A 24,975-nucleotide genomic window follows, 5' to 3' on the forward strand; every position below is an offset into this window, starting at 1 on the left:
TTGCAGCTTGCTGCAATAACTCTTTTTTTATATTAAGACTCTTGATTCGCTTGTTCTTCTAAAATTTTCTTCATCATTGCAACCATGTCATCACGTAATTCTGGGTGTTGCAGGGCCATTTCAATTGTCGTTTGAACGAATCCTAGCTTTTCACCTACGTCGTAGCGCTTTCCTTCGAAATCGTAAGCAAATACACGTTGGATTTCATTTAAGCTTTGGATTGCATCTGTTAATTGAATTTCACCACCAGCACCGACATGTTGCTGTTCTAAGAACATAAAGATTTCGGGCGTTAAAATGTAACGGCCCATAATTGCTAAGTTTGAAGGAGCTGTACCTTGTGCTGGTTTCTCAACGAAATTGCGAACTTGGTAACGACGACCTTCTTGTTCTAATGGATCGATAATTCCATAGCGATGTGTTTCCGACTCTGGAACAGTTTGTACACCAATAACAGAAGAAAGTGTTTTTTCATACTCATCCATTAATTGACGTAAACACGGTTTCTCAGCTTGGACAATATCATCACCTAGTAACACTGCAAACGGCTCATCACCAATGAATTTACGCGCACACCAAACAGCATGTCCTAGTCCCTTCGGCTCTTTTTGACGGATGTAATGAATATCTACCATTTTTGAAGAAGCTTGTACTTTTTCAAGCAACTCATATTTTTTCTTCTCTAATAAGTTTTGTTCTAGTTCAAATGCATTATCAAAATGATCTTCAATAGAACGCTTTGTTTTACCAGTAACGATAATAATATCTTCGATACCCGATTTCACTGCTTCTTCTACAATGTATTGAATCGTTGGTTTATCTACTATCGGTAACATTTCTTTCGGCATTGCTTTCGTTGCTGGTAAAAAACGTGTTCCTAATCCAGCTGCTGGGATTATCGCTTTTCTTACTTTTTTCATCACAAAATACCCTCTCTCCTGTCGGAATCAATAGCAAGCATTTCCTACATAAAACAAAAGGGAGATTTCGCTCCCTTTTGTTCCTTACTACTTAAAATTACTTTGTATTATAAACGATTCATAATGTCTTCTTTAATAGTAAGTAACTTTTGTTCACTATTTTGTAAAGAACTATCTTTTACACCAAAGTAAAACTTAATCTTCGGCTCAGTTCCAGATGGACGTAGGCAGAACCATGAACCATCCTCTAATTGATATTTTAACACATTTGATTTCGGTAAGTGAATCTCTTCTTTATGTCCATCTTGTAAAGATGTAACGATGCTTGCTTTATAGTCTTCCACTGCTACGACTGTTAAGCCAGCTACTTCTTTCGGCGGATTCTCACGGAACGTTGCCATCATCTCTTGGATTTTTTCAGCTCCATCTTTTCCTTTTAACGTTAACGATACAAGGTCTTCACGGAAGAAACCGTACTTCTCAAATACTTCTAATAGACCGTCATATAACGTTTTCCCTTGTGATTTGTAGTATGCAGCTACTTCACATGCAAATAGGACAGATTGTACTGCATCTTTATCACGGCAGAATGGGCGGATTAAATAACCATAGCTTTCCTCATAACCGAATTGGAATTCATATTGTCCGCTTTCTTCATACTGCCTAATTTTCTCACCTATAAATTTAAATCCAGTTAACGTATCAACTGTATCTAAACCGTATGCTTTCGCAATTGTACGGCCAATCTCAGACGTTACGATTGTTTTTAATACGACACCGTTCTCCGGAAGCGTTCCGTTTTCTTTCTTTTGAGATAGTAAGTAATCAAGCATTAATGCACCTGTTTGGTTTCCTGTTAATACTTGGAACTCACCATTATGATTACGCACTGCTACACCTAGACGATCTGCGTCAGGATCAGTTGCGATTAATACATCTGCGCCTACCTTTTCACCGTCACGAATGGCATACTCAAACGCTGCGTGCTCTTCTGGGTTCGGTGATTTTACTGTAGAGAAGTTTGGATCTGGTAACTCTTGCTCTTTTACAACTGTTACATCTGTAAATCCAACTTCTTTTAAACCACGGCGTACAGAAATATTTGATGTTCCGTGCAATGGTGTAAAGACGATTTTTAAGTCTTTGCCGACCTTTTGCACCATTTCTTTATTAATGATGACATTGTTCAATTCTGCAGCATATGCATCATCTACTTCTTGTCCAATAATATGTAATAAACCGTCAGCTTTTAATTGCTCTACATCAGCGACTTCAACTGTTAATTCATCTTCTACTGCATTTACGTAGCTAATTAACTCATCTGCTTCTTTTGGAGGTAACTGTCCACCATCTTCACCGTATACTTTGTATCCGTTATATTCAGGTGGATTATGGCTTGCCGTAAGAACGATTCCACTTACTGTATGTAAATGACGAACTGCGAAAGAAAGTACTGGCGTTGGACGTAAGCTTTCAAACACATATGTTGTGATACCGCGTGCCCCAAGTGTAGCAGCAACTTCCATTGCGAACTCAGGTGATTTATGACGAGAATCATAGGCTACAACAACACCGCGTTTTTTCGCTTCCTCACCTAATTTTTCAATAAAGCTTGCTAATCCTTTTGTTGCTTTACGAACTGTATATACGTTTAAACGGTTCGTACCAGCACCAAGTTCACCACGCATACCACCTGTGCCAAACTCTAGATTTTTATAAAAGCTATCCTCGATTTTCTTCTCATCTTGCTTCATATTTTCTAGCTGTTCTTTTAATTCTGCATCTAATTGTGCGTAAGAAAGCCAGCGACTAAATTCTTGTTTCCAATTCATTCTTCTCTCTCCTCTCGCTCGTCATACCTTTATTATATGAAAAAAACATGCTGTATCTCAATATTTTATAAAATCTAGCAGGATTTTACTAGGAATATTTGTATACACTATTGTTAAATACTCCACTAAAGGGAATGAGGATTATGCACGAATGGGGCTTGTCAGAAGAGCTCAAAATACAAACAAAGCAAATGATTGAAATTGCTGAAAAAGAACTATCGATTATGAGGAACGCAATCGATAAAGAAGACGAATGTATTTTATGCAAAATGGAAGATATTCATCATATGTTAGCAAATGTACAAACATTGGCAGCTACATACTATATTCAGGCATATTTATCACCTTATACGGAAAGTTCATCTTTTATTACGACAGCTATCCAACACTTAAGCGCCAGAAAACATGGTGCTCTTATCGTTATGGAAAGAAACGAGACGCTTGAAGCTCTCATTCAAACTGGAACGACATTAAACGCTCATTTAACTGCACCATTACTCGAATCAATATTTTATCCAGGTAACCCTCTTCATGACGGTGCCGTTCTCGTAAAAAATAATCATATTGTCTCAGCTGCTAATATTCTTCCTTTAACGAAAAGTACAGAAGTTGATCCTGAGCTAGGAACACGTCACAGAGCTGCAATTGGCTTATCAGAAAAGAGTGATGCACTTATATTAGTTGTCTCTGAAGAAACGGGCCGTACTTCTTTTGCTTTAAACGGGATTTTGTATACGATTTCTTTATAAACACTTTTTATCACTTTTTTGAACAGCACGGTAGTAAATGAAGTTATATCGAATTACCACCAAATACACCTACCATATCAATAGAAAAAGCTGTCTCCAAAATTTGAGACAGCTTTTTCTTCAAAAAAATTATTCTTCTACAAAATGCTCGAAAAGTATACGAATTACCTATACCATTGCTCGAGCTGACCATAAATTATTTGCTCAAAGGGATGTCTAAGTACACTTACTACTCTTTTTGTACTCAAAACATGTTTAGACCTCTTTCATAACAACTGTATGTTTTCTAAAATGCTTCACTTCTAGCTATTATTTTTTATCTATTTTTAATAAATAGTAAAAAAGGGTACTTTAGAAATCCTATCTAAAGTACCCTTTTATTAAAAATCTATTTTATTATAAAGAATAATTGGAGACTGCAAAATGATAAAAATATAGCATACTTTCAAAATTATTTATAATTATTAATATTAATATTAAACATAAAGCAACTACTTTTACACGTCTCATCACTTTAAAACCATATGCTAATAATAACGGTATTGTAAACAGCATATGTGCGCCATAAATAAATGCTTCAGATGCCCCAAAACCAATAATTCCATGTAAAACAATATTAAATAGTAAACAGAAACTTAAAAACCTTACGAAAGGCTCTTTTCTAAAGTTTTTCCATACAGCTACTATTATAAAAGCATACACAGATACAATCACAATCCACCCGATCATAGTATGCGATGGAAGTATATTTAATTGTGCGAATTGCTCACCTTGTCTTAAAGTAACTTCCGAGAATGGTCCAAAGATGAATGAAGATCCTAATAATAGATGAAATACTAATATACCTGATGGCTTAACGTATTCTGGTGAAAAACTCTGTCCTTGCGCAGCAAAGTCCATACTACCCTTTAATCCTTCGATAAGAACGACATTATTTGCGTTCATTGCTAATACAAACAGGACCACGACAATAACAATCGAAATACCAGTCCAAATAATTTTTTTCCGTAGTTTCTTATAACTCATCAGACTACCTAAAAACCACATAAACGAATTGGTTAATGTAACCCCTGTTATTACTATTGCCAACAATACATTCGCAATACTAAATCCTATTTTCGCTTCTTTTTCCCCTGTAATAAATGGATAGCATACAAAGCACATAAGTACCAATGTGAAATTTGCATAGCTAAAAGATTCTGGTGTCCACGTAATAACTAACATTGTAGCTGAAAATCCATACATGACCGCTAGCAAAAAAGAAACAATCGTATTCTTACAAATTTTACAGCATAATGTATAAATCATCACTACACTGAACGCGCTTAAAAACGTTTGAATAAATATAATACCATGTACAATATTCCCTACTTTTACTGTCTCCAGCATCCACATGAATTGTTGAATAAAATAATAAAGGAATGGATGTCGGAACCAGGTCGCCGCTGCTACATCTACTTTTTCAAGGAAAAAGGAGATGATATAATATCCTTGATCAAAAGAAAAATAGGTATCAACCACCCACGCTTCAATAAAAAGCTTAGAGTGAGTATCCATTTTCCAACCGATAAAAAAATAAAATGACCAATAAAAAATGAAAAGGACAAGGGCTAATATCCCCTTTCCTTTATAATCATTCCAAATATTCAATACTTCTTCTCCTCTCTACGGTAGAAATAACATAATTAGATGTGCCACGTACCCAATAACTGTTCCTAACACAAGCCCACCAAAAATCTCATGCCAATGATGTCCTTGACGCTCTCTTAATTTTTCTTCTTCCGAACTTATATGTTTATTCAACATTCTTGCATGTTTACCAACTGTACGGCGAAGTCCTGTGGCATCAATGATAACAATTGTTAAAATTGCCATCCCGATTCCAAACATCGGTGTATTAAACCCTTCATGAAACCCTATTGTCATGACCATACTTGATAAAATCGTTGTATGCGTACTAGGAAATCCACCATTTCCAACTAAACGAAAAGCATCTTTTCCAGAACGAAGATAATTCACTAAAAATTTCAATACTCCCGAAGCTACCCAAGCTATAAATGGAAGTATACAATATAAATATGTTCCCATTGCTTTACCTCCTATGATTTTGCAATAAATAAAATGCCAGCTACTATACATACCATTCCAGCAATTTTCATGAAATTGATTGTTTCACCAAATAATAATGCTGACGCAATAATAACAAATACATATCCGAAACTCACCATTGGGTATGCATAACTTAAATCAACCTTTCTCAGCACAATCATCCATAATAATGCACTTAAACCGTAAAAAGCTAGTCCGAAAAAGTTCGGTACGTTAATGAAATTCATAATACCTACAGCCGCTGAACTTTGTGATTTCATTGCACCAAATTTTAATAAAATTTGCCCTACAACTCCCATACCAACTGATAAAATAATCATTAAAAATTGTTGCATCTCTATACTCCTTAACTGTTTATATTCAAAAAATGTTTTATTCCAAATAAAAAACGTTTAAGACACTCCTCTTAAACGTTTTAACAAACCCGAATAGAGTAATTAAAAGTTCAATAGTATAATAATAACTGTTATCGCATATAACAACACTGTTATTAAAATATGCTGATCCTCTAATAAAACTTTATCTGGTTCTCCACCTTTATCTTCCATGTGAACTAAATATAAATAACGAAAAATCCCGTAAATTACAAATGGGATTGTCCACATTAAATAGATACTTTTCCCTGCATTAAAAGTAAAGATAGCATAAGTTACAATAGTTGCCGATGTAACAATTGTACTTAATTGGTCTAACAAAGCAGGAGAATAACTTTCTAATACTTTTCTATGAGAACCTTTATTATTCTGTAACAATACTAATTCATGTCTTCTTTTATTAATAGCCAAGAATAGTGACAGTAATAATGTACATAATAAAAACCACGGTGTAAATGGCACTTGAATAACTAATCCACCGGCCAATGCTCGTAAAACAAATCCAGCTGCAATAATTAAAATATCAATGATTACAACGTGTTTCAAACGAATTGAATACGCTACATTTAAAATAAAATAGACTGCTAATACTAAGCACAATAACGGATTTAATATATATGAAACTACTAAAGACGCTACTAAAATAACACAACCTGCCGTAATAGCAAAGTACGGATTTAATGCCCCTGATGCCATCGGTCGATATCGCTTAACAGGGTGTTGTCGATCTGCCTCAATATCCATAAAATCATTTAAAATATAGACACAGCCAGATATTGCACAAAATAGCGCAAAACAAATTGCAGCTTGTGCCACCATAGTTAAAGATACTTGGTAACTACTCAGCTTCTTCAAATAAAAAAACAGGCCAAATACATGTTTCCGATTCGAAAACATGAAAAGAAAATACTCCAATCAGAGAAAGAATCTATGCCAAATAGAGAAATTCTCTTATGAAGTCGTGTTATTCCAAGGAACCGTTCTAGTTTCTATGACTTGGTTTATCGCTTGTAAGACCGATTGTTTTTGTTTTTTCATGGTACTCATAAAGCTTCGTATCTGACAAAAAGATTCTGCGCCTTTCTTACTTCGGAAAGTCCCAGACACTTTCTGTTTTACTTTCGTCATCCGAATATCCCGTTCTGCTTGATTGTTATCAAATGGAATGGCTGGATGTTCTAAAAACGCTAGAATTCTGTCAGAATACTTGACGAAGCGATTCCATAAATTTTGAGAAGGCGTCTGCTTTCCTTTCTTCTTTTGTTTCGTGGAAAGAATCTGTTGTTCTTTCAATATGGATTGATACATAATAAACAGATTCTTTTGCGTCGCTTTTGGCATGGTACCTTCGGATTGCTTTTTCATCGTCAACGCTTGCGTTAGAAATTTCTGCATCTGTTGTGCCCATTGTTCTCCAGTACTATCTATAATTCCTTGTAAATCTCGTAAGAGATGGGCATTACATAAAACGTGACGACAATCTGTATACGCATCATACGATTTCCAACCATCATGCATCGCAATTCCAGAAAAAGATGGCAAGATTTCTCCAGCATCCATTGCTTCTTTTCCACGTTTTTGATGAATATGTTGCAATGTCACCTCCGGTGTACTGGCAGTATGTAACCATTGTGTTTTGTTTTCTACACGCATACCAGTTTCATCAAAATGGACAACAGGAGACTGCAGAATCTTTTCCTTTACTTCTTTTATGAATGGCTGCAATTGAGAAGCGAAAGCCTGTGTATGATTTACCAGGGTTCCTTCGCTTATAGAATGTCCAAAACAATCCTGAAAGAATTCTTTTGTTCGCTTCAAAGAAATGCATTGATAATGCGTTAAATAGGGAATCAGTCTTTTTATATTTGGACCATATTGAACAGGACGAGATACTGTCGAAGGAAATTGGGCTTCTTGGATAGAATGGCAATGTGGGCATTCTTTCTGTTCTACTTTATGTTCTGTCACTTCGATCTGAATAGGTGGTAAGTCATACACTTGGCGAATGCGATACCCTTTTACAGGCTCGTGGTTCAAGGAAGTATGACAACAAGTACAATATGTAGGAGAATGTGTAATCGTATGATCTGGAGTCGCTGTCAAACCAAGAGTATGTCCCTTGTGGCCCAACTGGCCACCCGTTTGACGATGAGACGGTTTGCGCAAACTTTTTGTAACGGGCTTACCCAAACCATCTGTAGAAGGTGGCTTATGACTATTTTTGGAGTTTTTTTTTGAAGCATTTTCTAGTTCTTGTATACGTTTTTCTAACTTAGAAAATGTTTCTTCAAATAAAGAAATAACAGCTTCAGGTCCTTTTTTATATGTATCTAAAATAATTTTTCGATCGACCATAAGATTCACCTCCCCTGTTTGATATACTCAGTATTTACAAATGGGAGGCATATGAAACTAGTAAAATTTAAAAAAGACACCGAAAGGTGGCTGAGTAGTTACGATACTTGTTTTATTGAAAAGACTAACGCTGCAAATACAAGCAAGTTTTTAGTCCACTGTTTCGGGCGTAACTGTTTAAAAAACAATACAACTATATTTTGTTGAGATAAAGTTCCTTCCCTCATAATAATAAGAGTGCTTCTATTTTTATCACTCTCTTCTTTCCCTCCCTATTCAATTGTTATTTACTTCTAATACAGGAAAGATTATATCACATAAGTATAGCATTGAAAATCAACTATTAAATACCAATAAAAAAGGCTGCCTCAAAAATTTGAGACAGCCTTTTCTTCAAAGAATTATTCTTCTCCAAAACGCTCCACAAGTGTTGCAAGTGTACGTACCATTGCACCAGTTGCTCCAGCTGGACCTAAGTCGTGCGCGCCTTTTGTTTCTGATGTTCCAGCGATATCTAAGTGTACCCACGGTGTATCTTCAGCGAATTCGCCTAAGAATGTACCTGCCATAACCGCATGTCCTTCACGGCCTGGTGAGTTATTTAAATCAGCAAACTTACTGTTTCGAACGCGTTCTTTATCACGATCAAAAATCGGTAGTTGCCAAATTGGCTCATCTGTTTCCATAGAAGCCTCTAGCACTTGCTCAAATAACTCTTCATTATTTGTCATTGCGCCTGTCGTATAGTTTCCAAGTGCAACAATTACACCGCCTGTTAATGTTGCAACATCAACAAGGTAGTTTGCACCAAGTTTTTTCGCATACGTAATACCGTCAGCTAAAGCTAGACGACCTTCTGCATCCGTATTTAATACTTCAATTGTTTTTCCGCTCATAGATGTGATTACATCGTCTGGCTTAAATGCCGTACCACTTACAACGTTATCAGTTGAAGGAATAACAGCGATCACATTTTGTTCTGGGCGAAGTTCACCGATAATTTCCATCGCACCTAATACAGCAGCTGCACCGCCCATATCACCTTTCATACCGACCATGCCTTCACGTGGTTTTAAAGAATAACCACCTGTATCGTATGTAATACCTTTTCCAACGAACCCAATGACATCTTTCCACTCTTCTTTTCCCTTATAAATAAGAGCGATCATTTTTGGTGGCTCTACACTACCTTGGTTTACTGCAAGTAACGCACCCATACCAAGATCTTCCATCTCTTCTTTCTCAAGAACTTTATAGTCCATATCATACTTCTCCGCTAATTCAACAGCATACTCAGCAAGCTTTGTCGCTGTTAATACGTTTGGCGGCATATTTACAAGTGTACGAGCTGAATTTGTTGCACGTCCATGTACGTAGCCAACTGTTAATGCGGCTTCAATTTCTTGTGCATCTTCCGATGTAATAGCCGTGAACTTCTCTAACTCTACACGATCCTTTTTATCTGATTTATACGTTTGTAATTCATATGTACCAAGGCCTTGTACCTCTGCTGCAATATGAGCGACATCAATCGCGTCTAATTTCTCTGTTACGAAAGAATCAAGTAAGATTGCTGCATCTTGTACTTTTGCTGCTTGCAGTGTTTTAAATGCCTTACCAAGAGCCGCACGTAACGTTTCTGTCGTGTAAGACTCTTTCTTGCCTAAACCAACAAAGTAATAACGTTTCACATTTGTTTTTCCTAAGCTATGCACTTTCGAAATGGCCTTTTTCTTCGTAGATAATTCTTTCTCTTCTAGTAAAACTTGTAATTGTCCTTCAAACGCTTTGTCCAGTTCTTGTACAAAACTACTCATTTTCTCTTCTTCAAATAAAGCAACAATTACTGCTTCATGACCTGCTAATTCTTTTTGTACTTGAAACATGTTCAGACCCCCTAAATTTCTCTACCACCATTATAACTTTATTTTCGATAAAATGCGACAATTCTAACTACAGTTATATGACGTGTAAAATCCCCTCTATTATGAAATAAGCCAAGAAAAAAATTCTAGCGTAATTACGACTAGACTATCTTTGTTTTAAATATTGACCACGAAACACTTGCATCGTTTCGTCTTGATTTAACATCGTTAACTCTTCTTCTGTAAACTTACCATTTCCTACTTTTACTACGTACACATTTACTTTTTTCTTACCCCATTGGCTATAAACATCTTTCACCGTATCATAATATAGATCAAGACGGTTTCCTTTTATTGCACCGCCCTTATCAGCTACTACACCATATCCATAACCTGGTACGAATAGAATCGTTCCAATCGGAAATACGCGTAAGTCCGCAGCGATTGTGGAATATAAATCCCTTTTCACTTTAACACCTGAATATGTAATACCATACTCTGGATGCCCTGGCCTCTTACCAGTTGACTCAATCCCCGATGTATAACCTGTTGCAGTCATTTCAATTGAACGATATTTAGACCAGTCGTTTGCCTGCTCTAAAGCATTTATCACTTCTTTACTCGGAGCAACATTTCTCTTAACTTCTGCTGCATGTACTTCTTTTGCACTCGTTCCCTCATACTTCTTTACAATCTCTAATAAAGAAACTCCTGTGAAAGCATTCCATGTTACGCATAATGCAATTGCAAGTAAACAAGTCATCATAATGCGAATACAATATCGTTTTAACATTTTTATATTCCACACTCCTTCATCGTTAATCATTCCCTATACCATGAAGGAATATGCAAAAAAATAATCTCCAACTTAATTGGAGATTAAAACATTTGATATCCGCTTTTCCGAAGTTTCTTGATTACGACTCCTGCTAAAGCAGCCCCTACTAATCCAGTAGATAGAATAAATACGTCTGCTTGTCCTAAGTGCGATACACTTGTCCCAAATGAAGAAAATGTTTCTTTCGGTTTTGAAAAATAATCCCACATACTCGCTTTATTAATAATAAGCATACAAACAATCGGATACACAATAACCATTACCCAAGTAGCTCGCAAAATCATGTTGAGTAAAAATCCAATTCCAAAGAACAAAATAAAGAATAACATCATTGAAATAAGTAGTACCGGTATACTCACTCTTTTCCCCTCTCCTTCGCACGTGCCGTAAATACGTGATAAGCTGTATAACCAAATGGTTCGCCTGGATTTAATGTTTTGTCCACTTCAAGATGTAGTTCTGATCTTCCTTCTAACAAATATTTAATAAGCACAGACGTATTCGGATCGTCTACAATCTTATCCGGATGTAAGAACGCCACTTCAGACAATTCTTTCTCCTGTATAATAATATTTTCTCCTTCAGGCTCCAAAAGAAAAATAATCATATTATCACTAATCTCATTACGAATAACACCCGATCGAACACCAATGATCCCCTTCACATGAGCGACAATGCCTGTCTCTTCTAACACTTCGCGTTTCACAGCTTCATCAACCGTCTCACCTTCATTTACAAAACCAGCCGGTAAAGACCATTTCCCTTTTAATCCACTGTATTTCTTCTTAACAAATAGCCACCTACCATCTTTTGTAGCTACTAAACCACTAACAGCTAGCCATACCTTCCCTCGTTTCTCCATGATGTAATAACCTCCTCTTTCAGAACGGACAGAATATTCTTTCTTTTTATATTATACTATATTTTTAATATGAAAAAAGCAGAAACAGCTCTTAGCCGTTTCTGCTTTTTCTACTATATATTAAAAGAACTTTAATTTACCTTTTTTAAGAACTAATAAAGGTCCACCTAATAAGAATAGGTAACGGTTATCGATTACTTTCTTCATGAAGGAAGCTTTCCAACCTGTTAACTTTTTACCCATAACAACGCCCATTGCATCGTCATGACCTAAAGAACATACAGATCCTTTATTATCAAATGCGAATTTTTTCATTTCACCTTTACCACGAACTAATACAGTTAAGTTGTGTGCAATATTGTAACCTTGTTGAATTGCAATTTGTGCTGTTGGTGGGTATGGACGGTTAATTTCTTCATTAATGATTAACGCTGCGTCACCAACCATAAATACATCTTCGTATCCTGGAGCATGCATGTATTCATCAACTTTTACACGTCCGCGCATTGCTTCAAATCCAGACTCTTCCACAATACCGTTACCACGAACACCTGCAGCCCAAACTACTGTTTCAGACTTAATTAATTCAGTGTCATCGCCATTCGCAACGATAATACCTTCTTCAGTTGCTTCTTTAATTGCTGTACCGATGCGGAATTCTACACCTTTTTTCTCAAGTTGTTTTACAGCGTATTCTACTAACGCTGGATCGAAACCTGGAAGTGCTGTTGGAGCAGCTTCTACACAGATGATACGTGCTTTTTCACGTGGTACATTGTACTCTTTGCAAAGTTCAGGAACACGGTTTGCAAGCTCACCTACGTACTCGATACCAGTAAATCCAGCACCACCAACAACGATTGTTACTAACTCATCGCGTTGTTCAGTTGCATATTTAGAGAAACTAGCTTCCATATGCTCACGAATTTCACGAGTTGCATTAATGTTAGCGATTGAGAATGCATGCTCTTTTAATCCTGTAATTCCGAATGTTTCTGATTCGAAACCAAGACCAATTACTAAGTAGTCATACTCTAACTCGCCGTCTTTTAAGATAATGCGTTTTTCAGCAGCTTTAATTTCTACTACTGTGTCTTGTACAAAGTTCACTTTATTTGTATCAATAACGTCTTGAATATCTAGACAGATTTTTTCATCTTGTAATGTACCAGCTGCGCTCTCGTGTAACCAAGTCGCTTGGTAGTGATAGCTGTTGTTGTTTACTAGCGTAATTTCAGCTTCATTTACAGATAATGCTTTTTGCAGACGAACAGTCGTAATCATCCCGCCATAACCTGCACCTAAAACTACGATTTTTGGAGTCTTCACCAAATCACAACCCTTTTCTTTATATAATAGTAATGAGAAATAATACCAAGTACTAAAAACTCTATTTGTCAAGAATGTGGAATTTATCACATTCTATATCATAACAAAACGCAGTCAAAAAATCGTACGAATTTTGTCATAGAAATTTAACATAATACTTCCCTATATTAGTCGGTTTTATTCCAGAATTCAAGCGTCTGGAGAATTATCAATATTTTAAAATAACATAGCGTTTTCAAGGGTTTTTTAGACTTTTTTTCATGTATTTTCCTTTCTGTATATTTTATACAATAAAAAAGAACCTATGCGAAAACTTACACACAATTCAGTCGTTTTCAGAAGTATTATGAACTCAAATATGCTATCATTTATTTGAAAGTGTCATCATTTGCAGGATTTTCGTGTACATATGAACAATATATGAAATCAATATCAAAATTCCATCTATAGGGGGAATGAAAGTGGCAGAAAATCAAAAAGTTTACGACATAACAATTATTGGTGGTGGTCCAACAGGGCTGTTCACAGCATTTTATGGCGGTATGAGACAAGCAAGTGTAAAAATCATTGAAAGCTTACCTCAACTTGGAGGACAATTATCCGCACTCTACCCTGAAAAATACATTTATGATGTAGCTGGATTCCCAAAAGTGCGCGCACAAGAATTAGTTGATAACTTAAAAGAGCAAATGAAGAAATTTGACCCAACCGTTTGTTTAGAAGAAGCTGTCGATACGCTTGAGAAACAAGCTGACGGTATATTTAAACTTGTTACGAATAAGCAAACTCACTATTCTAAATCAGTTATTATTACTGCTGGCAATGGTGCTTTCCAACCACGCCGCTTAGAATTAGAAGGTACAGCAAAGTATGAAAAGAAAAACTTACATTATTTCGTTGATGATATGAATAAATTTGCCGGTAAGCGCGTCGTAGTATTTGGCGGCGGCGATTCAGCTGTTGATTGGACAATGATGTTAGAACCGATCGCTGAAAAAGTTACAATCGTTCATCGCCGCGATAAATTCCGTGCGCATGAACATAGCGTCGAAAACTTAATGAATTCTCGTGCAGAAGTAAGTACACCGTATGTTCCAGTTGAACTCATTGGTGATGACAAAATTGAACAAGTCGTTCTTCAGCACGTAAAAACGGAAGAAAAAGTTATCATCGATGTTGATGACGTAATTGTAAACTATGGCTTCGTTTCTTCTCTTGGCCCAATTAAAAACTGGGGCTTAGATATACAAAAAAACAGCATCCTTGTAAATTCAAAAATGGAAACAAATATTCCTGGCATTTACGCTGCTGGTGACATTTGTACATATGAAGGAAAAGTAAAACTCATTGCTTGCGGCTTCGGTGAAGCACCAACAGCAGTAAACAATGCAAAAGCTTACTTCGATCCAAATGCAAAACTTCAACCAATGCATAGCTCAAGCATGTTTTAATATGTAAAAATAAAAGCTCCTTCCATACGTGGAAGGAGCTTTTATTTTATATACCACGAAAGCACACTGAATTCGATAAACTATCGAATTCAGTGTGCTTTTCGTCTAAAAAAATTATTGTTTTCTTCTTCTACCTAATACGAATAATACTCCGCCAACTAAGAATGAAATTCCAGCACCAACTGACATCATCCATGGAGACGCTGCCCCTGTTTTCGGTAATTCTCTTTCTGTTTTTACTTGCGGCTCTTTAATTAATTTTTCCAATCTTACTTCCGGTTTCACTTCTGGCTCCTTCGGTTCTTCCGGATCTTCCGGTTTCACTTCTGGCTCCTTCGGTTCTTTCGGATCTTCTGGTTTCACTTCTGGCTCCTTCGGCTCTTTCGGATCTTCTGGTTTCACTTCTGGCTCCTTCGGTTCTTTCGGATCCTCCGGTTTCACTTCTGGCTCCTTCGGCTCTTTCGGATCTTCTGGTTTCACTTCTGGCTCCTTCGGTTCTTTCGGATCTTCTGGTTTCACTTCTGGCTCCTTCGGTTCTTTCGGATCCTCCGGTTTCACTTCTGGCTCCTTCGGTTCTTTCGGATCTTCCGGTTTCACTTCTGGCTCCTTCGGTTCTTTCGGATCTTCCGGTTTCACTTCTGGTTCCTTCGGTTCTTTCGGATCTTCCGGTTTCACTTCTGGTTCCTTCGGTTCTTTCGGATCCTCCGGTTTCACTTCTGGCTCCTTCGGCTCTTTCGGATCCTCCGGTTTCACTTCTGGCTCCTTCGGCTCTTTCGGATCTTCTGGTTTCACTTCTGGCTCCTTCGGTTCTTTCGGATCTTCTGGTATCTTAAAATCTTCTTTTGTTTTCGGTAAAATTGTAACTGTAGGCTCAAGTGGCGGATTTATTTTATCGTCCACTACTGCTTTATTTGTTATCCCTTTACTCGGCGCTTCTTTTACCTTCGCGTTAAAAATAATACTACGTTCTTTCGTATCTGTAATTTCTAGATACTTGGCGATTACTTTTCCAAACTCCATTTTTAACTCTATTGGATTTGGCTCAGCCCCTTCAAATCTAATACTACCTTGCACGTATTCTAAACCGGCTGGAATTTCATCTTCTATTGTAACTACATCTAGTTTTCCGTTTTCCACCGTATTTTTGAAGCTAATTCGGTATTCTACTTCTTCTCCTAGCTTTGGCTCTTTATTACTTACTGTCTTCGCTGCTGTTAACTTACCATCTTTATATTCTGGCTTTATTTTCGCTGTCGGTTCTATAACTGGATGTTTCGGATCATCCACTTCAATAATCGCTTTATTTGTTATTTCTCCTCCAACTTTTGCTGTTTCTTTTACCTTTACTTTAAAGATGACACTTCTTTCTTTCGTATCCGTAATTTCTGGATACTTCACTGTTACTTTTCCATTCTCTACTTTAAGTTCTGTAGGCACAGGCTTATCACCTACGGCCTCCAGACTATCTTTCACATACTCTAAACCAGACGGAATTTCATCTTCAATCTTTACATCAACTAACTTCCCGCCATCTACTGTGCCGTTAAAAGTAATTCGATATTCAATTTCTTCCCCTAGCTTTGGTCCATGATTACTTACTTCTTTCCTTGCCTCTAGTTTCCCATCTTTATATTGCGGTGTGATTGGTATAAGTGACTCAACTGGCGGAGTCGTCGGATTATTATCATCAACAATCGCCTTGTTTACAATCTCTTTTCCTACTTGTACCGTCTCTTGTACTCTCACTTTAAAGATGATACTTCTTTTTTTCGTATCCGTAATTTCTGGATACTTTGCTGTTACTTTTCCATTCTCTACTTTCAGTTCCACCGGATATGGTTCCGGCCCATCAGACTTTATACTATCTTGTACATATTCTAAACCGGCTGGAATTTCATCTTCTACCTTTACCTCAGTTAGTTTTCCGTTCTCTACCGTATTTTCAAAGCTAATTCGATATTCTACTTCTTCTCCTAACTTTGGTTCATGATTACTTACTGTTTTTTCTGCTTGTAATGCACCATCTTTATATTGAGGCTGAATAGAGATATTCGGTTGCTCTGGTGGATTTATTGTATCTTCCACAATCGCCTTGTTCACAATCTCTTCGCCTACTTTAGCTTTTTCTTTCACTTTCACTTTAAAGACGATACTTCTTTCTTTCATATCCGTAATTTCTGGATATTCCGCAAGAACGATTCCGTTTTTCACTTTCACATACAACGGTTTCGGATTCTCTCCCTCGGCTCTTTCACTACCTTCTACAAACTCTAAGCCAGTTGGTAATTCATCCTTAATCTTCACCTTCGCTACTTTTCCATGCTCTACTACGTTACGGAAAGTAATTCGATACTCTACTTCTTCTCCTAATTTTGGAGCTGGATTATTTACTGTTTTCTCAGCTTTTAGTTTTCCGTCCTTATACTCCGGCGTAATAATCGCTTCTGGTTTTTGCGGCGGATTCTTCGGATTGTCATCATCCACAATTGCCGTATTCACGATTTTCTTACCGACTTTTGCTACTTCCGTTACTTTCACTTTAAAGATAATACTACGCTCAGCTGTATCAGTAATATTTTCATACTTCGCTGTAATTTTCCCAGCTTCTTCTTTTAACTCTACTGGCGCTGGCTCATTACCTTCTGATTTTAAACTATCCTTCACATACTCTAAACCAGTTGGTAATTGATCCTCAATTTTCACTTCTGCTAGTTTTCCATTTTCTACCGTATTTTTAAAACTAATTCGGTACTCTACTTCTTCTCCTAGCTTTGGATCTTTTTTATTTACCTTTTTATCAGCTTTAACTTTACCGTCTTTATGCTGCGGGGTAATTTCTACTTCTGGTCGCTCTGGTGGATTTTTTGTATCATCAACAATTGCTTTATTTACAATTGCTTTGTCCACTTCAACAGAATCTTTCACCTTCACTTTAAAGATAATGCTTCTTTCTTTCATGTCAGTGATATTTTCATACTTCGCACTAACCTTACCAGCTTCTTCTTTCAACTCTACTGGTACTGGCTTATCACCTTCTGCTTTTAGACTATCTTTCACATACTCTAAACCAGACGGAATTTCATCCTCAATTTTCACCTCTGCCAGTTTTCCATCTTTCACCGTATTATTAAATGAAATTCGGTATTCGATTTCTTCCCCTAGCTTCGGTTTATGATTATTCACCTTTTTATGAGTAGCAATTTTACCGTCTTTATATTGCGGTGTAATTTTTGCTGTCGGATCAATTACTGGATGGTTCGGATCATCAACATGGATAATCGCTTTATTTGTGATGTCTTTACCTATTGCAACTGAATCTTTCACCTTCACTTTAAAGACGATACTTCTTTCTTTCGTATCCATAATCTCTGAATACTTTGCCATTACCTTACCATTTTCTACTTTCAGCTCCACTGGTTTTGGCTCTTCACCTTCAGCCTTTTCGCTTCCTTCTACAAACTCTAATCCAGCTGGAATTTCATCTTCTATTTTTACCTCTGCTAGTTTTCCATCTTTCACCGTATTATTAAAAATAATTCGATATTCGATTTCCTCACCTAACTTCGGTTCATGATTACTTACTTCTTTTCTTGCCTCAATTTTCCCATCTTTATATTGTGGTGTAATCGGTACATAAGGCTCTTCTGGCAGATTCTTTGTATCATCTATAATTGCCTCATTTACGATTTCTTCTCCCACTTTTACGCTTTCTTTTACCTTCGCTTTAAAGACAATACTTCTTTCCTCTGTATCTGTAATTTCTGGATACTTTGCCATTACCTTATTATTTTTCACCTGTAGCTCTACTGGTTTCGGTTTAGAACCTTCTGCTGTGATGCTGCCTTCTACATACTCTAAACCATTTGGTAATGTATCCTTTATATTTACCTCTACTAGTTTTCCGTTTTCTACCGTGTTTTTAAAACTAATTCGGTATTCTACTTCTTCTCCTAGTTTCGGTTTATGATTATTTGCTACTTTCTGCGCAGCAATTTTACCATCTTTATATTGCGGAGTAATTTCCACACGAGGCTCTTCTGGCTCATTTTTTGTATCTACTACGATTGCTTTATTAACAATCTCCTTGCCTATTTCTGCCTCTTCTTTTACTTTCACTTTAAAAATAATACTTCTTTCTTTTGTATCCGCAATTTCTAAATACTTTGCCATTACCTTGCCGTTTTCAAATTTCAATTCTACCGGACTTGGTTTAGAACCTTCTGCTTGTAAACTGTTCTCCACGTACTCTAATCCAGCTGGAATTTCATCTTCTACTGTAACCTCTACTAGTTTTCCGTTTTCTACCGTGTTTTTAAAACTAATTCGGTATTCTACTTCTTCTCCTAATTTCGGTTTTTTATTGTTTACAAATTTCTCTGCTTTAAGCTTACCGTCTTTATATTCTGGCGTAATTGTTACTTCTGAAGTTGTTGGATCTTTTGTATCATCAACAACTACTTTATTGACAATGCCTTCACCAACCTTAAATTCTTCTTTTACTTTCGCTTTAAAGACGATACTTCTTTCTTCTGTATCCATAATTTCTGGATATTTTGCGATTACTTTTCCATCTTTCACTTTCAGTTCTACCGGATCTGGCTTAGAACCTTCTGCTCGTAAACTATCTTTCACATACTCTAATCCATTTGGTAAATCATCTTTTATTGTCACCTCTGCTAGCTTTCCGTTTTCTACCGTATTTTTAAAGCTAATTCGGTATTCCACTTCTTCTCCTAACTTCGGTGTTTCATTATTTACCGTTTTCTTCGCTTCCACTTTTCCGTCTTTATGCTGTGGAGTAATTTCTGCCGTCGGTGTTTCTGGCTCATTTTTCGTATCATCAATAATTGCTTTATTGACGATTTTTTTACCGACTTTCACTTCATCTTTTACTTTCACTTTAAAAGTGATACTTCTTTCTTCTGTATCCGTAATCTCTGGATACTTCGCCATTACCTTACCATTTTCAAATTTCAATTCTACTGGATCCGGCTTAGAACCTTCTGCTTTCACACTGTTTTCTACGTACTCTAAACCTTCTGGTAAAGTATCTTCTATTTTCACCTCTGCTAGTTTTCCGTCTTCTACCGTGTTTTTAAAACTAATTCGGTATTCTACTTCTTCTCCTAACTTCGGCGTTTCATTATTTACCGTCTTCTTCGCTTTCACTTTTCCGTCTTTATGTTGCGGAATAATTTCTGCTGTCGGTGTTTCTGGCGGATGTTTCGTATCGCTCACAATCGCTTCATTAACAATTGAATCGCTCACTTTACCTTTTACTTTCACTTTAAAGGTAATACTTCTCTCTTTTGTATCTGTAATCTCAGGATACTTTGCCATTACCTTACCGTTTTCAAATTTCAATTCCACTGGATCTGGCTTAGAACCTTCTACTTTTACACTATCTTGCACATACTCTAATCCATTTGGTAAATCATCTTCTATCTTTACCTCTGTTAGCTTTCCATGTTCTACCGTATTTTTAAAGCTGATTCGGTATTCCACTTCTTCTCCTAACTTCGGCGTTTCATTATTTACCATCTTTTTCGCTTCAAGTTTTCCATCTTTATACTGAGGAATAATTTCCGCAGTCGGATTAACTGGCTTATTTTGCGAATCATCAATAGTTGCTTTATTAATGATTTTTTTACCGACTGTTACTCCTTCTTTTACTTTCACTTTAAAAACGATACTTCTTTCTTCTGTATCCATAATTTCTGGATATTTTGCCATTACCTTACCGTTTTCAAATTTCAGCTCTACTGAATCTGTTCCGACACCTTCTGCTTTCAAACTATTTTCTACATACTCTAAACCTTCTGGTAAAGTATCCTCTATTATCACGTCTGTTAGCTTTCCGTACTTAACCGTGTTTTTCATACTAATTCGGTATTCTACTTCTTCTCCTAACTTCGGTGTTTCATTATTTACGCTTTTCTTCGCTTTAATTTTTCCATCTTTGTGTAATGGTGTGATTTTTGCTTCTGGTTCTTTCGGATGTTTCATATCATCCACAATTGCCTTATTGATGATTTCCTTACCTACTTCCGCTTCTTCCTTCACCTTTACCTTAAAGACAATACTTCTTTCTTTCATATCCGTAATATTTTCGTATTCAGCAATGACTTTTCCATCTTTCACACTTAACTTTAATGGAGCTGGTTTATCACCTTCAGCCTTTTCACTGCCTTTTACATACTCTAAACCGTTAGGAATTGTATCCTCTATTATTACCTTTTCTAGTTTTCCGTTTTCTACCGTGTTCTTAAAGCTAATTCGGTATTCTACTTCTTCTCCTAGTTTTGGTGATGGATTATCTACTGTCTTCTTCGAATCAATTATTCCATCCTTATGTTGCGGAGTAATTCTTTCCTCCGGCTCAATCGGTGGATTTTTCGTATCATCAACAATTGCTTTATTGACAATCTCTTTATCTACTTTTGCTTCTTCCTTCACCTTTACTTTAAAGACGATACTTCTTTCTTTCATATCCATAATATCGATATACTTAGCTTTGACTATCCCATTTTCAACAGCTAATTCTACTGGTCCAGGTGCTTCTCCTTCGGCCTTGATGCTATTTTCTACATATTCAAGACCTTTTGGAATTGTATCTTCCACTCGCACCTCTTCAAGTTTTCCGTTCTCAACCGTATTATGAAAACTAATGCGGTACTCGATTTCTTCGCCTAACTTTGGCTTCTTATTATTAACTACCTTTGTAGCAGCAATTTCACCTTTTTTACTTTGCGGTGTAATAACAACCTTTGATTCAACAGGCTCATTTTTCGGATCTTTTGCAATTGCTTTATTTACGATTGCCTCCCCTACTTTTGCCGAATCTTTTACTTTCACTTTAAAAACAATACTTCTTTTTTCTGTATCCGTAATTTCTGGATACTTTGCCATTACTTTGCCGTCTTCCACTTTTAGTTCTACTGGCTCTGGTTTTATACCTTCAGCTTTCAAACTATCTTTCACGTATTCAACACCTTTAGGTAGTGTATCTTCTACTAGCACCTTTTCTAGTTTTCCGTTTTCTACCGTGTTCTTAAAGCTAATTCGGTATTCTACTTCTTCTCCTAGTTTTGGTGTTTGATTCGTTACGCTTTTTTCAACATCCACTTTACCGTATTTATAATCCGGCGTAATCTTTTCTTCTGGATGCTCAGTTTGTCCATTCGGCTCACTCACAACCGCTTTATTAACAATCGTTTCTCCGGCTTTTGCCTCTTCTTTTACTTTCACTTTAAAGGCAATGCTTCGCTCTTTTGTATCCGTAATCTCTGGATATTTTGCGATTACCTTACCATTTTCTACTTTTAACTCTACTGGATTTGGTTCAGCACCTTCAGCTCTCTCACTGCCTTGAACAAATTCTAAGTTAGCTGGAATTTCATCTTCTATTGTAACTGCATCTAGTTTTCCGTTTTCCACCGTATTTTGGAAGCTAATTTGATATTCAAATTCTTCTCCTAGCTTTGGCTTCTTATTTGTTGCTTTTTTCTTTGCAGCAATTTTACCGGCCTTATGCTGTGGTGTAATCTTCTCTTCTAGATTCTTTGGTGGATTTGTTTTATCACTAACGGTTGCTTTATTAACAATTTCTTCACCAATTTTTGCAGTTTCTTTTACTTTTGTTTTAAAAACGATACTTCTTTCTTCCATATCCATAATTTCTGGATACTTTGCAATTACTTTTCCATTTTCAAACTTCAGCTCTACTGGCTCTGGTTTTGCACCTTCTGCTTTCAAACTATCTTTCACGTATTCAAGATTGCTTGGTAATTCATCTTCAATCGTCAATACATCTAGACGTCCATCTTTTGTCTTATTTTTAAATGTAATACGATACTCTACTTCTTCACCTAATTTCGGTGTTTTATTAGATGCTATTTTTTTAGCTTCTATTTCTCCAGGGATCTCTTTTGGAGTCGTAACCGTAATATTTGCATCATCTGCAGTTTCATAATTTACCTCGGTACTATCTTGTCCCTTTACAACAACGATATTTTTTACTGTTGTATCTGATTGTACAGAAGCTTTCACTTTTACTTTGAATGTAATAATGGCACTTTCACCAGGCTTTAAAACACCGCCGTCTTTAGCATTAGCACCTTCACCAACACGGAAATCAATTTGATTATTTACAAACTCTGCTTCATCATCGCTTGCATCATCTGTTTTATTTCCTTTATTACTTCCAGAAATATATTGTATAGATCCCGGAACATACTCTAAACGATCATCTAATTTATCAAAACCTTTTACATTCGATACCGGCGCTTGATTATTTTTCGTATCATTTTTCACTTCAATTTGATACGTAAACTCTTCCCCAGCTTTAATTTCCTTAATTTCTTTACCGGTACTATCTAATGCCTTTTTATCAACTTGTAAGTTTGGAGCATTATGTTCTGTAACAAATGTGGCGTTGTTTAATACGTAAATATCACCAGTACCAGCATATGCTCTAAAACGCATTTTTCCTTCTTTCAAATCATTCTTTACTTGAGTCGGTCCTTCAAGATGATACGTATGAATGTCAGTACTGAATGAATTTGTCCAATCCGGGTTATATCCTGGATATTTTTTTGTAACAAACTCGTTAGTACCGTCTACTTGTACTTCTGTCATAGATGAGTCATTAACATCATTATCTTTACCTTTAATATTTTTAAACTTTTGATATCCTAATCCAAAATCATACTCTCCATAATCATAGGCATACCCATCGTTATCAGCTGGATCACCTTGCGATGAAAAATAACTAAATTTCGCCTTAAAAGCGCCTTCTTTTGGTGTGTTTATTTTATTAACACTAATGTCTGTCCAAGCTGTACTTTTTTGAGCAACTAAACCTTCCCAAATCTTCATATCTTTTACTGTTTCTTTATAGTTTTCATACACTAATATAAGATTCCAGTTGCCCCAGTAGTAACCACTGCCTTTTTCAAATTTAATTTGTGGCACATTCGCAACTGTCACCGTTTGAGAAATACCTTGTTTTGCAATCACATTTGTTACGTCAGCATATGCAACATATCCTGCGCCACTGCTATAGTGATTTGCAATATACGGTAAATAATCCGCTTTTCGTATACTATCAGCACTTATTTCAGCATATTGCTTATTTCCCATCTTCATTTTAACGGGTTCTCTTACATCTTCATCGCTAACTCTATAATCTGTCCTTGCATCACTTGGAGTCCCCATAGCTGCTGTCCAAAATAAATATGCCTTTTTCACTTTACTTCCAGCAGGAATGTTAGGAAATGCACCTGTTGATGAATTAAATGTAGTATCATCATTATCAACATCTACAGCTTTTTTATTGGTTTTGCCACCAACACTTTGCCTAGTATAATGATTATCTGTCAAACCAAGCGTCACATTACCAGTCTGTACTAAATTACCAGGAGCAATTATAGAATACAACGGGTCTCCAAATCCTTGTTTATCTCCTGTTTGGATTTGAACCTTCGAAGCATTTTCTGACGCAGCTTGTACTTCTGCAACACTCTGCTTTACTGCCTCTTTTTCTGGCTGTTTCTCAGCTTCGGTTACTGGTTGTTCTGGTAGTTCTGTTTTTGATGTAGGGTTATTTTTATCTTCTACAGATACTTTTAGCTTTTCATCAACTTTTTTAATTGTATTATTAGCTGATGGGCCAACTTCTTTCTTACTACTGTCAGCCTCCTCATCGGCATTAGCTGCTACCTTTTCTTCAGAAGGGATTCCCTCAACATCTACAGACATGTTTCCTATTTGTACTTGACCTTTTTGCACACTAATCTTTTGTTTGTATTCTTTATTAAAATGCTGCGTGCGGCTAGCCTTTATTAGCACCGTCATTTTTTCGTGTGATTTTAAATCTCGAATTTTAAGATTAGAAGAAAGAAGTTTTCCTCCCTTATCTTTTTCTTCTACATAGAAATCCGCTACTTTATTTTCAGGTAACTTCTCTCCGTTTACTTTCACAGATTGCGAGAGGAACGTAATTTGATTTTCATTACTTTGTTTAAGCACCAATTCTTGAATTGGTGTATCTCCCGTATTTTCAATCGTATATTGAAATACGTGCTCCCTCTTAGCTACTTCCCCCTTATATATTTCGGCATTTACTTGCTCTGCCTTAATTTTCACATCATTTCCTTGTAACTCATCCCAGCTTTTTTTATTTATCTCTGCAAAAGCACTGGGTGAAGGCAATATGATGGATAGGAGAAGTGTGATCATCGTTACGACATTAAAACACTTCAATACTTGTTTCATATTTTTTACCTTTCTC

General features: G+C 36.4%; 15 protein-coding genes and 1 pseudogene. 2 read left to right on the forward strand and 14 right to left on the reverse strand.

Annotation, left to right across the window (positions count from 1 at the left end; translation table 11 throughout):
* Positions 1 to 32: 32 nt before the first annotated feature.
* Together galU and AC3WVZ_RS23570 are read right to left on the reverse strand one after the other, a co-directional pair.
* Complete coding sequence (gene galU, locus AC3WVZ_RS23565) at positions 33 to 920, reverse strand: UTP--glucose-1-phosphate uridylyltransferase GalU (protein ID WP_002097988.1); 888 nt, start codon at positions 918 to 920, stop codon at positions 33 to 35.
* Positions 921 to 1,027: 107 nt separating this feature from the next.
* Positions 1,028 to 2,752 carry a phospho-sugar mutase gene (locus tag AC3WVZ_RS23570; protein WP_001104221.1) on the reverse strand — a complete coding sequence of 575 codons (1,725 nt, stop codon included), beginning with the start codon at positions 2,750 to 2,752 and terminating at the stop codon, positions 1,028 to 1,030.
* A gap of 143 nt (positions 2,753 to 2,895) precedes the next feature.
* Here AC3WVZ_RS23570 and cdaS point away from each other — a divergent pair, with 143 nt between their 5' ends.
* Positions 2,896 to 3,501 carry a sporulation-specific diadenylate cyclase CdaS gene (gene cdaS / locus AC3WVZ_RS23575; protein ID WP_233935477.1) on the forward strand — a complete coding sequence of 202 codons (606 nt, stop codon included), beginning with the start codon at positions 2,896 to 2,898 and terminating at the stop codon, positions 3,499 to 3,501.
* A gap of 396 nt (positions 3,502 to 3,897) precedes the next feature.
* Here the strand turns inward: cdaS and AC3WVZ_RS23580 are convergent, their stop codons facing one another.
* From AC3WVZ_RS23580 to AC3WVZ_RS23630, 11 genes and pseudogenes are all read right to left on the reverse strand, one after another.
* Positions 3,898 to 5,151 (reverse strand): DUF6080 domain-containing protein, encoded by a 1,254-nt coding sequence (locus AC3WVZ_RS23580; RefSeq protein ID WP_065212301.1) that lies wholly within the window; start codon positions 5,149 to 5,151, stop codon positions 3,898 to 3,900.
* Between the two features lie 15 nt (positions 5,152 to 5,166).
* Positions 5,167 to 5,589, reverse strand: coding sequence for a divergent PAP2 family protein (locus tag AC3WVZ_RS23585; RefSeq protein ID WP_000537660.1), 423 nt, complete (start codon positions 5,587 to 5,589; stop codon positions 5,167 to 5,169).
* 11 nt (positions 5,590 to 5,600) lie between these two features.
* A complete protein-coding gene (locus AC3WVZ_RS23590) occupies positions 5,601 to 5,945 on the reverse strand; it encodes an EamA family transporter (RefSeq protein WP_001183889.1) in 345 nt (114 codons plus the stop codon).
* Between the two features lie 102 nt (positions 5,946 to 6,047).
* Positions 6,048 to 6,881, reverse strand: coding sequence for a decaprenyl-phosphate phosphoribosyltransferase (locus AC3WVZ_RS23595; protein ID WP_425594294.1), 834 nt, complete (start codon positions 6,879 to 6,881; stop codon positions 6,048 to 6,050).
* Between the two features lie 54 nt (positions 6,882 to 6,935).
* Entirely contained in the window at positions 6,936 to 8,339 is a 1,404-nt protein-coding gene (gene tnpC / locus AC3WVZ_RS23600; RefSeq protein WP_100910632.1) for an IS66 family transposase, read from the reverse strand.
* A 101-nt stretch (positions 8,340 to 8,440) separates the two neighbouring features.
* Positions 8,441 to 8,566: pseudogene (locus tag AC3WVZ_RS23605) on the reverse strand (decaprenyl-phosphate phosphoribosyltransferase); the annotation flags it as partial.
* 174 nt (positions 8,567 to 8,740) lie between these two features.
* Positions 8,741 to 10,225 carry a cytosol aminopeptidase gene (gene pepA, locus AC3WVZ_RS23610; protein ID WP_000487946.1) on the reverse strand — a complete coding sequence of 495 codons (1,485 nt, stop codon included), beginning with the start codon at positions 10,223 to 10,225 and terminating at the stop codon, positions 8,741 to 8,743.
* A gap of 145 nt (positions 10,226 to 10,370) precedes the next feature.
* Positions 10,371 to 10,997, reverse strand: coding sequence for a stationary phase survival protein SpsC (gene spsC, locus AC3WVZ_RS23615; protein ID WP_000920103.1), 627 nt, complete (start codon positions 10,995 to 10,997; stop codon positions 10,371 to 10,373).
* Positions 10,998 to 11,083: 86 nt separating this feature from the next.
* Positions 11,084 to 11,401 carry a YuiB family protein gene (locus tag AC3WVZ_RS23620; RefSeq protein ID WP_000027016.1) on the reverse strand — a complete coding sequence of 106 codons (318 nt, stop codon included), beginning with the start codon at positions 11,399 to 11,401 and terminating at the stop codon, positions 11,084 to 11,086.
* Positions 11,398 to 11,904 carry an NUDIX hydrolase gene (locus AC3WVZ_RS23625; protein WP_000415315.1) on the reverse strand — a complete coding sequence of 169 codons (507 nt, stop codon included), beginning with the start codon at positions 11,902 to 11,904 and terminating at the stop codon, positions 11,398 to 11,400. Before AC3WVZ_RS23625 ends, AC3WVZ_RS23620 begins: the two co-directional genes overlap by 4 nt.
* Before the next feature lie 120 nt (positions 11,905 to 12,024).
* On the reverse strand, positions 12,025 to 13,233 hold the full coding sequence (locus AC3WVZ_RS23630; RefSeq protein ID WP_000856612.1) for an NAD(P)/FAD-dependent oxidoreductase: 1,209 nt from the start codon (positions 13,231 to 13,233) through the stop codon (positions 12,025 to 12,027).
* Positions 13,234 to 13,694: 461 nt separating this feature from the next.
* Between AC3WVZ_RS23630 and AC3WVZ_RS23635 the strand changes: the two genes are divergently transcribed.
* Entirely contained in the window at positions 13,695 to 14,684 is a 990-nt protein-coding gene (locus AC3WVZ_RS23635) for an NAD(P)/FAD-dependent oxidoreductase (protein WP_000829785.1), read from the forward strand.
* A 114-nt stretch (positions 14,685 to 14,798) separates the two neighbouring features.
* Here the strand turns inward: AC3WVZ_RS23635 and AC3WVZ_RS23640 are convergent, their stop codons facing one another.
* On the reverse strand, positions 14,799 to 24,959 hold the full coding sequence (locus AC3WVZ_RS23640; protein WP_233935479.1) for an isopeptide-forming domain-containing fimbrial protein: 10,161 nt from the start codon (positions 24,957 to 24,959) through the stop codon (positions 14,799 to 14,801).
* Positions 24,960 to 24,975 lie beyond the last annotated feature (16 nt).

The organism is Bacillus sp. CPT56D-587-MTF, from assembly GCF_058792335.1.